10 protein-coding genes are annotated in these 12,923 nt (G+C 63.2%); 5 read left to right on the top strand and 5 right to left on the bottom strand.

Annotated features, from left to right (window positions below; genetic code table 11):
* Positions 1-37 precede the first annotated feature (37 nt).
* Both JHX87_RS09830 and JHX87_RS09825 read right to left on the bottom strand, forming a co-directional pair.
* On the bottom strand, positions 38-472 hold the full coding sequence (locus tag JHX87_RS09830; protein ID WP_271885274.1) for a hypothetical protein: 435 nt from the start codon (positions 470-472) through the stop codon (positions 38-40).
* A 144-nt stretch (positions 473-616) separates the two neighbouring features.
* Complete coding sequence (locus JHX87_RS09825; protein ID WP_271885275.1) at positions 617-1,540, bottom strand: ABC transporter ATP-binding protein; 924 nt, start codon at positions 1,538-1,540, stop codon at positions 617-619.
* 149 nt (positions 1,541-1,689) lie between these two features.
* Here JHX87_RS09825 and JHX87_RS09820 point away from each other — a divergent pair, with 149 nt between their 5' ends.
* Entirely contained in the window at positions 1,690-1,878 is a 189-nt protein-coding gene (locus JHX87_RS09820; RefSeq protein WP_271885362.1) for a zinc-finger domain-containing protein, read from the top strand.
* Between the two features lie 134 nt (positions 1,879-2,012).
* Positions 2,013-4,802, top strand: a complete 2,790-nt coding sequence (polA, locus tag JHX87_RS09815; RefSeq protein WP_271885276.1) for a DNA polymerase I — start codon at positions 2,013-2,015, stop codon at positions 4,800-4,802.
* A gap of 91 nt (positions 4,803-4,893) precedes the next feature.
* On the opposite strand, the gene JHX87_RS09810 is transcribed toward polA, so the two are convergent.
* Both JHX87_RS09810 and miaB read right to left on the bottom strand, forming a co-directional pair.
* Positions 4,894-5,733: a universal stress protein gene (locus JHX87_RS09810; protein WP_271885278.1), complete on the bottom strand. Its 840-nt coding sequence runs from the start codon at positions 5,731-5,733 to the stop codon at positions 4,894-4,896.
* Between the two features lie 132 nt (positions 5,734-5,865).
* A complete protein-coding gene (miaB, locus tag JHX87_RS09805) occupies positions 5,866-7,218 on the bottom strand; it encodes a tRNA (N6-isopentenyl adenosine(37)-C2)-methylthiotransferase MiaB (RefSeq protein ID WP_271885280.1) in 1,353 nt (450 codons plus the stop codon).
* Positions 7,219-7,282: 64 nt separating this feature from the next.
* On the opposite strand from miaB, the gene JHX87_RS09800 reads away from it, so the two are divergent.
* Positions 7,283-7,621 (top strand): TfoX/Sxy family protein, encoded by a 339-nt coding sequence (locus tag JHX87_RS09800; protein WP_271885282.1) that lies wholly within the window; start codon positions 7,283-7,285, stop codon positions 7,619-7,621.
* A gap of 68 nt (positions 7,622-7,689) precedes the next feature.
* A complete protein-coding gene (locus JHX87_RS09795) occupies positions 7,690-9,054 on the top strand; it encodes an aminotransferase (RefSeq protein WP_271885284.1) in 1,365 nt (454 codons plus the stop codon).
* 109 nt (positions 9,055-9,163) lie between these two features.
* On the opposite strand, the gene JHX87_RS09790 is transcribed toward JHX87_RS09795, so the two are convergent.
* Positions 9,164-11,383: a ComEC/Rec2 family competence protein gene (locus tag JHX87_RS09790; protein ID WP_271885286.1), complete on the bottom strand. Its 2,220-nt coding sequence runs from the start codon at positions 11,381-11,383 to the stop codon at positions 9,164-9,166.
* A gap of 108 nt (positions 11,384-11,491) precedes the next feature.
* On the opposite strand from JHX87_RS09790, the gene gltX reads away from it, so the two are divergent.
* Positions 11,492-12,889, top strand: a complete 1,398-nt coding sequence (gltX, locus tag JHX87_RS09785; protein ID WP_271885288.1) for a glutamate--tRNA ligase — start codon at positions 11,492-11,494, stop codon at positions 12,887-12,889.
* Positions 12,890-12,923: the final 34 nt, after the last annotated feature.

Genomic DNA, 12,923 nt, shown 5'->3' with positions numbered 1-12,923 from the left:
GCGACCGGGGGCGGTATGGCGCCCCCGGAGCGCCGCGTCAGTAACGCTCTGGCTGCTTGGTCTTGAAGAAATAGATGATGGCGAACAGCGCCAGCCCGAATGAGATGGCGGTCGAGATATAAAAGGTCGGCGGCACCGACCTGCCGTTTTCGGCGAACATAGAATAGGTGCTGATGATCGACACGACGAAGCCGACGATGCTCAGTCCGATCAACCACGGAACGACGCTGCCGAAGCGCAGGTCCCGGAACATGGAATAGACAGCGATTATGACTGCGGCTCTGGTCGCGTTGCGGAGGATCGGGCTGATCAGCCAGTAATTCCCGCTGGGGAGTTCATACACGTTCATCGTGGTGCCGAACACGACGTAATCGACCAACACCATAGACAGCCCCGCAGTAATCGAGGCAAGGATCCAGACGCCGATATATTTCAGTGTCGAAGGTTTTTTCTTTTCGAGGGTATAAGCCATGAAGAAACTCTTTCCGGTATTTAATAATCGCCATGCGATAGGGGCGGTCCCCGATTTATCCAAGTAAGGTTTTCCCGCAGGGGATATGCGCGGATTATCCCGCGAGGATGGCGATAACCGGACCGTTCGGCCGCTGGTCGCCGCTCAGTTCCGCGTCAGTTCGACGAAGACATCTTCCAGATCCGGCTGTTCGCTGGCCACGTCCAGAATCGGCACATTAGCCCCGCGCAGCGCATCCAGCAATTGATCCGCCCGCAGAAGCGAGGGCGCATAACTGATGGCCAGCCGCCCATCCTCGCGCCATTCGGGCTTTGCCCCACCCGGCAAGCTGGGCAGGTCGCGGCGGCCATCCGTATCAAGGATCAGAGTCTTGCCATCCTTGCCCGCCAGCAACTGCCGGGTCGGCTGGCGTATGATCAATTCGCCATGATTGATGATGGCGATTTCGTCGCACATCTCTTCGGCTTCTTCCAGATAATGCGTCGTCAGGATGATGGTCATGCCGCTTTCATTCAGCCTGCGCACATTGTTCCACAACATCTCCCGCAGGGTGATGTCGACGCCCGCCGTCGGTTCGTCCAGCACAAGGATCTGCGGGCGATGGACCAGCGCCTTGGCCAGCAACAGGCGGCGTTTCATCCCGCCCGACAGGTTGCGGGCATAGGCATTGGCCTGATCGGTCAGCCCGACCAGCGCCAGCAGCTCATCCGTCCAGCGCTCGGATTTCGGCACGCCGTAAAGGCCCGCCTGCACCTCAAGACTGGCACGCGGGGTAAAGAACGGATCCATGTTCAGCTCTTGCGGCATGACCCCGATCGAGGCGCGGGACTGGCGCGGATTGACGTCCTGATCAAAGCCCCAGATCACCACCTTGCCCGCGCTCTTGTTCACCAGACCGGCCAGGATATTGATCATCGTCGATTTGCCCGCGCCATTCGGTCCCAGCAGGCCAAAGATGCTGCCGGTGGGAATGGTCAGGTCGATCCCCTTCAGCGCCTCTTTCGCGGCCGAGCGGCCCTGCGCGGCATAGGTCTTGCGCAATCCGGTGATTTCGATGGCATTTGACATGGTTCATTGTCCTTGCAGAGCTTGCGAAGGCAGGCGGCGCTGCGATAATGGGGTTAGATCAGAACATGCCCGCCGCCACAAGAAGGCCAGCCATGACCCATATCGAACTGCCCGAAAACCCGCTGTCCACCAATCAGCAGGCCAGCGAACTGAAAATGCCCGCCCCCGAGACAGTGACCGTGACAAGCTGGAAGGTCGCCTGCGACGGCGACGAATCGGCCAGTCTGGGCCATCCGCGTGTCTGGCTGGCGATTTCGCCCGATACCGGATTTGTCGATTGCGGCTATTGCGACAAGCGTTTCGTGGTCGATCGCGATCACGCCCATGACGATCACTGACGCCGCAGCCAGGCATTCGTGACAGCGGTCCGGCGCCCCTGTGATGCGGGTGCCGCGACCGGCGCTCTGATCCCCTTTGCCCCCGGCGGCAGTTTCTGCCACAACAAGGGCCGTTAGCGGGAAAGGACCACCACATGACCTTTGGCAAGGGCGCGCGACTGCATCTGATCGACGGATCGGCCTATATCTTCCGGGCCTATCATGCGCTGCCGCCGCTGACGCGCAAGTCGGACGGACTTCCCGTCGGGGCCGTGGCCGGGTTCAGCAATATGCTGTGGAAATACATCTCGGATCAGCAGGGCGGCGATGCGCCGACCCATGCGGCGGTGATCTTTGATCACTCCTCCAAGACCTTCCGGAACGAGATCTATTCCGATTACAAGGCCAACCGCCCCCCGCCGCCCGAGGATCTGCGCCCGCAATTCCCGCTGACCCGCGACGCCACCCGCGCCTTCAACATCGCCTGCATCGAGACCGAAGGGTACGAGGCCGATGACATCATCGCGGCTCTGGCCTGTCAGGCGCGCGATGCCGGGGGCGAGGTGACGATCATCAGCAGCGACAAGGATCTGATGCAGCTTGTCGGCGATGGCGTGACCATGCTGGACCCGATGAAAAACAAGGTGATCGGTCCCGACGAAGTGGCCGAGAAATTCGGCGTCGGCCCCGACCGGGTGGTGGACGTGCAGGCGCTGGCAGGCGATTCCGTCGACAACGTGCCGGGCGCGCCGGGCATCGGCATCAAGACCGCCGCGCAGCTGATCAACGAATATGGCGATCTGGAAACGCTGCTGGCCCGGGCCGGGGAAATCAAGCAGCCCAAGCGCCGTCAGACCCTGATCGATCATGCCGAACAGATCCGAATTTCCAAGCGTCTGGTCGAACTGGACTGCGACACGCCGCTGGATTTCACGCTGGACAGTCTTGAGGTGAAAGAGCCCGACGCGACGGCGCTGCTGACCTTCCTGTCCGAGATGGAGTTCCGCACGCTGACCAACCGCGTGGCCGAAAAGCTGGGGGCCGAGGCGCCGGCCGTGGCCTCGGCCACGCCCTCCGAGGTTGCGGCCGCGCCGGAACAGCCCGCCATAGACGCGTCCAGCTATCGCAACACCGTTGACCGCGCGGCGCTGGATCAGTGGATCGCCGATATCCGCGAGCGTGGCTATGTCGCCATCGACACCGAAACCACCGGGCTGGATGAGATGCAGGCCGATCTGGTCGGGATATCGCTGGCCACGGAACCGGGCAAGGCGACCTATATCCCGCTGGGCCATGTCGCCGGTGGCGATGATCTGTTCGGTCAGTCGCAGCGCCTTGAGGGGCAGATGGATCTGGACGAGGTGCTGGCCGCGCTGAAGCCTGTGCTGGAGGATCCGGCGATCCTGAAGATCGGCCAGAACCTGAAATATGACTGGAAGATCCTGCGCCGTCACGGGATCACCATGACGCCCATCGCAGATACGATGCTGATGTCCTATGCGCTGAATGCGGGCACGCATAATCACGGGATGGATGAACTGGCCGAGCGCTATCTGGGTCATAAATGCATCCCGATCAAGGATCTGATCGGCAGCGGCAAATCGCAGATCACCTTCGCGCAGGTCGATCTGGACAAGGCCGGTGCCTATGCCGCCGAAGATGCCGATGTCACCTTGCGGCTGTATCAGCATTTCGCGCCCATGCTGCCCGATCAGCGCGTGACGACGGTTTACGAAACGCTTGAACGTCCGATGGTGCCGGTTCTGGGTCAGATGGAGATGGCGGGCATTCGCATCGATGGCGACGTGCTGAAACGCATGTCCAACGCCTTTGCCCAGAAGATGGCGCAGCTTGAGGACGAGATTCACGAATTGGCGGGGCAAAGCTTCAATGTCGGCAGCCCCAAGCAATTGGGAGAGATCCTGTTCGACAAGATGGGCCTGCCCGGTGGCAAGCAGGGCAAGACCGGCGCCTATTCCACCAGCGCCGATGTGCTGGAGGATCTGGCCGTGGACCATGACCTGCCCGCGCGGGTGCTGGACTGGCGCCAGATCAGCAAGCTGAAATCGACCTATACCGACGCGCTGCCCACCTATGTCAACAAAGACACCGGGCGAGTCCATACCAGCTATTCCATCGCCGGGGCACAGACCGGGCGTCTGGCCTCGACCGATCCGAACCTGCAGAACATCCCGATCCGCAGCGAAGAGGGGCGCCGCATCCGCGAGGCCTTTGTCGCGGCATCGGGGCACAAGCTGGTCAGTCTGGATTACAGCCAGATCGAGCTGCGCATTCTGGCCCATGTCGCCGATATTCCTGCGCTGAAACAGGCGTTTCGCGACGGGATCGACATTCACGCCATGACCGCCAGCCAGATGTTCAATGTGCCGGTCGAGGGTATGGATCCGATGATCCGCCGTCAGGCCAAGGCGATCAATTTCGGGGTGATCTATGGCATCTCGGGCTTTGGTCTGTCGCGCAATCTGCGTATCCCGCGGGCCGAGGCGCAGGCCTTTATCGACACCTATTTCGAACGCTTCCCCGAAATCCGCGCCTATATGGATCAGACGGTTGCGGATGCCAAACGCGACGGCTTTGTGCGCACGTTGTTCGGGCGTCGCATCAATACCCCCGGCATCAATCAAAGCGGCCCCGCGGCAGGCGGCGCGCGCCGCGCCGCGATCAATGCGCCGATTCAGGGCGCGGCGGCCGATATCATCCGCCGCGCGATGATCCGCATGCCTGATGCGATTCGGAACCTGCCTGCGCAGATGCTGCTGCAGGTCCATGACGAGCTGGTTTTCGAGGTCGAGGACGGCGCGGTCGATGAACTGATCGCCGTCGCCCGCGATATCATGGAAAATGCGGCAGAGCCTGCGGTGAAGCTGTCGGTGCCTCTGGTCGTCGATGCCGGGCAGGGGGTGAACTGGGCAGAGGCGCATTGACGGCCCATCCGGCCACGCGCTTGCAGGCGTTCAGCCACAGACCGCAAAGGGCCGCACCGCGCGGCCCTTCTTCATGCGATCTCGCCGGGGCTCAGCGGGCCATGAAAACCGGCAGCTTGGCCTTTTCCAGCATGCTGCGGGTCGCGCCGCCCAGGATCGCCTCGCGAAAGCGGGAATGGCCATAGGCGCCCATCACGATCAGTTCGGCGTCGATATCCAGCGCGCGGCGGTTGATCTGGGCGCTGATCGTGGCCTCGGTGCGGGCGATCACGGCGACCTCGGTCTTGACGCCGTGGCGGGTCAGCAGCCGTGCCAGCGCAGCGCCCGGCTCGGTCCCCTCGACCCCGCTTCGGCCCGGATCGATCACCGTGATCTCGACCAGTTCGGCAAGACGCAGCAAGGGCAGGGCGCGGCGCACGGCGGTCATCGCCTCGGATGACTGGTTCCAGGCGACCAGGATACGCTTTGCGGGCTCCGCCGGAATCTTGGTGTCAGGCAGGACCAGAACCGGGCAGCCGCCTTCGAACATGGCGGCTTCGGTGATCGCCTCGGTATCGGCGGTGGCCGTGTCGCCATAGGGCTGCGTCAGGATCGTCAGGTCGCTGTAGCGTGCCCGCATGCCGACCAGATTAGTCACGCCGCCGATCTGCGCCACGGCGGATTCGGCGGACCAGCACAGATCGGTCTTCTGTTCCAGATATTGCCGGACGCGCCGTTCCAGATCCTGCGCCTCATCGACGGCGTTATCCAGCGATTCCTGAAACACATAGGGCGTGCCGCCGGGGAAATAATAGCCCGTCTGGCTGTGATCGACGCCCAGACACAGCGCGGTCAGATGGCCGCCTTCACGTGTGGTCAATCTGCTGACGGTGTCCAGCAGCGGCAATTGCCGCGGATCCGACAAAACCGTCAGGATGCTTTTATAGGCCATGACAGCCCCCCTTCTGCTGGGTGTCGGTTCCGGTGCGGGACCGATCAACGCCCCTGACAGCAGAAAAGCACAATTCGCATCTGGCGCAAAGCGGCAGACTGTCGCGGCTGGACAGAAGAAGGTTTGGGGGCGTCAGCCCACCAGCTCACCCCGCAGCGAATTCGCGGCGCTTTCGACAATGCGGACCTGCCGCAGATCGCCGATCTGAACCTTGGGCGCATCGACAAAGACCGAATGCAGATAGTCGGATTTGCCCACCATCTGCCCCTCGATCCGTCCGGGCTTTTCGAAAAGCACGCCAAGGCTGCGCCCGACCATGCCTTCCTGCGCCGCCTTTTGCTGGCGGGTCAGCAGCGCCTGCAATTCCTGCAGTCGCGCATCGGCGATCTTGCCATCGACCTCGGGCCGGTCATAGGCGGGGGTGCCGGGGCGGGGCGAGTATTTGAAGCTGAAGGCGGTGCCGAAATTCACCTCGGCCACAAGGCGCAAGGTGTCGTCATGATCGGCATCGGTTTCGCCGGGAAAGCCGACGATGAAGTCGCTGGTCAGCAGGATATCGGGACGCGCCTCGCGGATGCGGTCGATCAGGCGCAGATATTGATCGGCCGTATGCTTGCGGTTCATCGCCTTCAGGATCCGGTCGCTGCCCGACTGAACGGGCAGATGCAGATAAGGCATCAGCTGCGGCACGTCGCGATGCGCCTCGATCAGATCATCGGCCATGTCATTGGGATGGCTGGTGGTATAGCGGATGCGGTCCAGCCCCTCGATCTCGCCCAGGGCGCGGATCAGGCGGCCGAAACCCCATTCCCGGCCATCCTCGCCCGCGCCATGCCAGCCATTCACATTCTGCCCCAGCAGGGTGATTTCGCGCACGCCGCGCGCCACCAGATCGCGGGCCTCGTGCAGGATCCGGGCGACCGGGCGGCTGACCTCGGCCCCGCGGGTATAGGGGACGACGCAGAAGGCGCAGAACTTGTCGCAGCCCTCTTGCACGGTCAGAAAGGCGGCGGGCGCGCGGCGGGTGGCGCGGCGTTGGGGCAGATGCTCGAACTTGTCTTCCTCGGGGAAGTCGGTGACGATCCGGGGCGCCTCGCCCTTCACCATGGCGGGCAGGCGGTGATAGGCCTGCGGTCCCACGACCAGATCGACCAGCGGCATCCGGCGGGTGATTTCCTCACCCTCGGCCTGGGCCACGCAGCCCGCGACACCGATCTTCAGATCGGGCTTTTCGGCCTTGAGCGGCTTGAGACGCCCCAGATCGGAATACAGCTTCTCGGCGGCCTTTTCGCGGATGTGGCAGGTGTTCAGCAACACCATATCGGCCTCGGCCTGATCTTCGGTCAGAACATAGCCTTCGGCGCCCATGGCCTCGGCCATGCGCTGCGAATCATAGACGTTCATCTGGCAGCCATAGGTCTTGATAAAGAGCTTTTTGGCCGCCCGGTCCGAGGTCTCGACGGTTTTGCTGGCTTGGTCGGTCATGCCGTGCTGTCCTTGAAGTTCGCGCGGTGATACATGAAAGCGGGCCTGTTGGAAAGGTGGGGGCATGTCGGCTGAGATGGGAACGGATCTGGTCTCGATCAACAATATCGGCCCGGCAACGGCGCGGTCGCTGATCGCGGCGGGCATTCCCGATGCCGCAACCCTTCGCGCACTGGGCGCGCATGAGGCCTATCGCGCGCTGCTGCTGGCGGGCGAGCGGCCGCATTTCATCGGCTATTACGTGCTGCAGATGGCGCTGCAGGGTCGTCCGTGGAACGATTGCAAGGGCGCCGAGAAGGACGCCTTGCGGCAGCGTTTCGACGCGCTGGTATCCGAGGTGAAGGGCGGATCCTCTGCCGGGATCGAGGCAGCGCTGAAAGAGATCGGCCTGCTGCAGCCCTGATCACGACCATTGAACGCGCATCGCGGCGGCGCTAGCGTGTTGCAAATCAGTCTATTGGAGGCATGCCTATGACAACCCCGCAAAGCTGGGAAGCCCGCGCAGATGAATCGTCCCTTTACGGGTTCACCGACCTGCCCAGCGTCCATGAACGCGGCGCGGTGATCGTGACCCATGGCGAAGGGCCCTATATCTTCGACGTGAATGGCAAGCGCTATCTGGATGCCAATTCCGGCCTGTGGAACATGGTCGCGGGTTTCGACAACAAGCCCTTGGCCGAGGCCGCCAAGGCGCAATATGACCGCTTTCCGGGCTATCACGCCTTTTTCGGGCGGATGTCGGATCAGACTGTCCTGCTGTCGGAAAAGCTGGTCGAGGTTTCACCTTTCGAGCGTGGCCGGGTCTTCTATACCAATTCGGGGTCCGAGGCGAATGACACCATGGTCAAGATGCTGTGGTTCCTGCATGCCAGTGAGGATAATCCCAAGCGTCGGAAGATCCTGACGCGCTGGAACGCCTATCACGGCGTGACCGCCGTCTCGGCCAGCATGACCGGCAAACCCTATAACGAGGTGTTCGGCCTGCCTCTGGAAGGGTTCATCCATCTGACCTGCCCGCATTACTGGCGCTTTGGCGAAGAGGGCGAGACCGAGGAAGAGTTCACCGCCCGTCTGGCCGCCGAGCTTGAAGACACCATCAAGCGCGAGGGCGCCGACACCATCGCGGGCTTCTTTGCCGAGCCGGTGATGGGCGCGGGCGGGGTGATTCCGCCGTCCAAGGGTTATTTCCAGGCCATCGCGCCGATCCTGAAGAAATACGACATTCCGCTGATCTCGGACGAGGTGATCTGCGGCTTCGGCCGCACCGGCAACACTTGGGGCTGCGAGACCTATGGCTTTACCCCCGATGCCATCATCAGTTCCAAGAACCTGACAGCCGGGCTGTTCCCGATGGGCGCGGTGATCCTGGGGCCGGAACTTGCGGATCGCGTGCAGGCCGCCGTCGAGAAGATCGAGGAATTCCCGCATGGCTTCACCGCCTCGGGCCATCCGGTCGGCTGCGCCATTGCCCTCAAGGCCATAGACGTGGTGATGAATGACGGGCTGGCCGAGAACGTCAAGCGGCTGGCGCCCCGGCTTGAGGCCGGTCTCCGCGCCATCATGGATCGCAGCGACAATATCGGCGAGTTGCGTGGCATCGGCTTCATGTGGGCGCTGGAGGCTGTAAAGGACAAGGCGACCAAGACGCCCTTCGATGGCAGCCTGTCGGTCAGCGAACGGATCGCCAATACCTGCACCGATCTGGGCCTGATCTGCCGTCCTCTGGGTCAGTCCATCGTGCTGTGCCCGCCCTTCATCCTGACCGAAGAGCAGATGGATGAGATGTTCGAAAAGCTGGAACAGGCGCTGAACAAGGTCTTTGCCGAAGTCGCCTGATCGGATGGCCGGTTGATCCGCCTTTTTTGGAATCTGGCGCAATGCTGTTGCGCCAGATTTTCCCTGCCCTGCCCGGTGGCCCCCTGTCGTCGGCAGCCTTTGCCGCGCCTCAGCGCGTCACTGTCTTCACACCCGGCGGTGGTCGTTTCTCTGCCGTGGTCGTGACGATGGGACGACCCTCTGCGAAATCAATGGCGACCGCGCCGCTGCGGCGCAGACGTGACTCATCGAACAGAAGGCAGGGTGGGTCGCGCAGATCGACCCGTTCAGACACGATGACAATGCGCCCGGGCTGGCAGGCGGGCAAGGCGCGCTGACCGGATCCCTTGCCGGTGAAATGCGCCACCTTCCAGCCATTGGGCAAATCAGCCTGACGGTCGCGGCGATCCCCTTGCCAGGCAGGGCGCGCGGCCGCCTGTTCCTGGCTTGCGACATCGCCATCTTCATCCAGCCAGTTCTTGACCGCGAAGGCGCCGCCCGAGGGTTTGGACATGGCGCGCCCCCCCGCCGTCATCAGCCCGACCGCGTCGCCCGCCTGCGAGATCAGCAGAAGGGGCCGCGTCGCGCCGATCCACAGCCCGCCCGCCATGACGACCATCGCCGCCCCGATGCTGACCCCCAGCATCGGTGTGGTTTTTTGCGCCCGCAAAGCGCCGCTGCGCCAGGATAGCACCATCAGCGTCGCGCCGAAGCACAGCAGCGGCACCACCGGAGGCGGCGGCAGGGGAATCGCCGTCACCGATCCGTGCAGCCCAGCCACATAATCGGCTACCAGCAGCATCCATTTCGTGCCCAACCCCATGACCCACAGGGCCGGTCCCGCCAGCCCGACAGGGCCCAGGATCGCGGCAATGACGCCAGCGGGCATGACCAGCGCGCCCATGATCGGCACGGTCAGCAGATTGGCCAGCAGGCCGTATTGCGCCATGCGGTTGAAATGCGCTGCCGCAATCGGCGAGGTGGCGACAGAGGCCACCAGCGACGACAACAGAAGGATGGCCACCGGCCTGAGCCAGAAGGGGATATGCGGGCTGATCCGTGCCCAGGGGCCATAGACCAGTATGAGGGCGATGGTGGCGGCAAAGCTCATCTGAAAGCCGGGGCTGGTCAGGGCTTCGGGGCTGTAGATCAGGATGATCGTCGCGGCCAGCGCGACCGTGCGCAGCGAAATTGCGCGCTGATCCACCAGAATCGCGACCAGCATCACCGCGACCATGACAAAGGCACGCTCGGTCGCGACACCGCCGCCTGACAGCCACAGATAGGCCGCCGCCGCGCACAGCGCCCCTGACGCCGCCATCTTATGCGTGGTCAGCGGGATCCGCGCGCCAAGACCCTGTGCCAGCACCAGCGCCAGCCGCAGCGAGGTATAGACGAAACCCGCCAGCATGCTCATATGCAGGCCGGAAATCGAGATGATGTGATAGAGGTTCGAGGCGCGCATGACCTCATTCGTGGCCTCTTCGATGCCGGAACGGTCGCCGGTCATCAGGGCGGCAGCGACGGCGCCCTCTTGCCCGCCGATCCGCTGCTGGATCGCTGCGCTGATCGCCATGCGCAACCGATGCATCTGCCAGGCACCGCCTTCGGGCGCGGTCACGGCCATGATCGGGGTGCGGGCATAGCCCACCGCGCCCAGCGACTGAAACCAGGCCATGCGGCGGAAATCGAAGCTGTCGGGCGAGGCCGGGCCGGGCGGCGGGCCCAGATGCCCGGTCAGCATGACCCGCTGGCCCAGTGGCGGAATATCCTGCGCGGCGCGGTCCATCAGCGACAGCCGTACCCGTTTCGGGCTCCGCTCTGGGGCAAAATCGCGCAGGATGACCTGATCCAGCGTCAGGCGGATGCGGTCACGGGCGGATCGGTCGATCTCGACCACCCGGCCCTCGACCGGGCCGTAATAACGCCATTCCAGCACCGGTGCGGCGACCATCCGGGACCGCGTCTCGGCCAGCCCGGCACCGGTAACGGCCAGCGCCAGCGCCAGTCCGCCAAGCCGCATCGCATCCGCCGCCTGCCAGCCCAGGCGACCACCTTCGGCCAATCCCGTCGCCATCCGTGCCACAACAAGGCCGCACAGGCCCATCGCGATCAGCGCCACCCAACCGGCCGCCGTGATCTGACCAGAGACCTCGAACCAGCCGCTGATCCCGACGGCAAGGCAGACCGGCACCCAGGTGAACAGGCCCGCCCGGCTTGCAGCAGCCGGGCGGGCAGGTCGCGCGGTCGCATGTTTCGGCGCCCTGACCCGGGAAGGAGCAAAACCCGGCAGGACCGCCTGACTGCTTGGCGCTGGATTGGCTGGAATCAGGCCGGACGTGGCGGCCATTCTTGTCCTTTCGCGGCTGCTTCTTTATCTCTTCACCACAAAGGTGGCACGGCGCGCTTACCAAAGTGTTAACGCGTCCTGCCTTTCCGCGAAAATCAGAAGGCCATCATGTCAGAAAACGCACCGATCGTGACCCGCTTTGCGCCCTCGCCGACTGGCTATCTGCATATCGGCGGCGCGCGCACAGCCCTGTTCAACTGGCTTTATGCCCGCGGCCGTGGTGGAAAATTCCTGCTGCGGATCGAGGATACCGACCGCGCACGCTCGACCGAGGAGGCGACCGAGGCGCTGCTGAAAGGGCTGGAATGGCTGGGGCTGGATTGGGATGAAGAGCCCGTCAGCCAGTTTTCCCGCGCCGACCGCCATGCCGAAGTCGCGCGCCAGATGCTGGCGCAGGGCAATGCCTATAAGTGCTTTTCCACGGCCGAGGAAATCGCAGCCTGGCGCGAAGAGCATCCCCGGCAGCCCTTCCAGAGCCCCTGGCGCGACGCGACGGAATTGCCCGACGGTCCCTATGCGATCCGCCTGAAGGCGCCGCGCAGCGGTGAAACCGTGATCAAGGATCTTGTTCAGGGCGAGGTCCGCATTGCCAATGATCAGCTGGACGACATGGTCCTGCTGCGCAGCGATGGCACGCCGGTCTATATGCTGGCGGTGGTTGTGGACGACCACGATATGGGCGTCACCCATGTCATTCGCGGCGATGACCACCTGACCAATGCGGCGCGGCAGTTGCAGATCTATGACGCGATGGGCTGGCCCGCGCCGGTCTATGCGCATATCCCGTTGATTCATGGCGAGGATGGCAAGAAATTGTCGAAACGCCATGGCGCTGTCGGTCTGCACGAATTCGCGGCGCTTGGTTATCCTGCTGCTGCGATGCGGAATTATCTGGCGCGTCTGGGCTGGAGCCACGGCGATGACGAACTTTTCAGCGATGAACAGGCGCGTGAGTGGTTCGATCTGCCGGGGATTGGCAAGGCGCCCGCGCGGCTGGATTTCAAGAAGCTGGAACATGTCAGCGGCTACCATATCGGCCTGATGCCGGATGACGCATTGATGGCCGAACTGGATCGCTTTCTTGCCGAGACGGACCAGAAACCTTTGACAGAACTGCAAAAAGAGCGTCTTTCGGCGGCCTTGCCGGTGCTGAAGGAAAAGGCAAAGACGCTGCCGCAATTGCTGGAACAGGGGCGCTTCGCGATGATTGCGCGGCCCGTCGATATCGATGAAAAAGCATCAAAAGCCTTGGATACGGTATCCCGTGGTATGCTGAAATCATTGACTGCCGCGGTGCAGCATGGTAGCTGGTCACGAGACGAGCTGGAGCAGGCTGCCAAGCAGGTTGCCGAGGAAAATGGCGTCGGATTGGGCAAGATCGCGGGGCCTTTGCGCGCCGCATTGGCCGGCCGCACGGCAACGCCCAGCGTGTTTGACATGATGACGGCGCTTGGTCGCGACGAATCGCTGGCCCGGCTGCAGGATCAAACCGAATTGGCAGGCTGAAGCCTGCCCTCACATGCCAGGGTTGCTTTCTAGC

This window comes from Paracoccus fistulariae (assembly GCF_028553785.1).
Classification (GTDB): domain Bacteria; phylum Pseudomonadota; class Alphaproteobacteria; order Rhodobacterales; family Rhodobacteraceae; genus Paracoccus; species Paracoccus fistulariae.
Note: the sequence above shows the minus strand (reverse complement) of the source record. Positions and strands in the feature narration are given on the sequence as shown.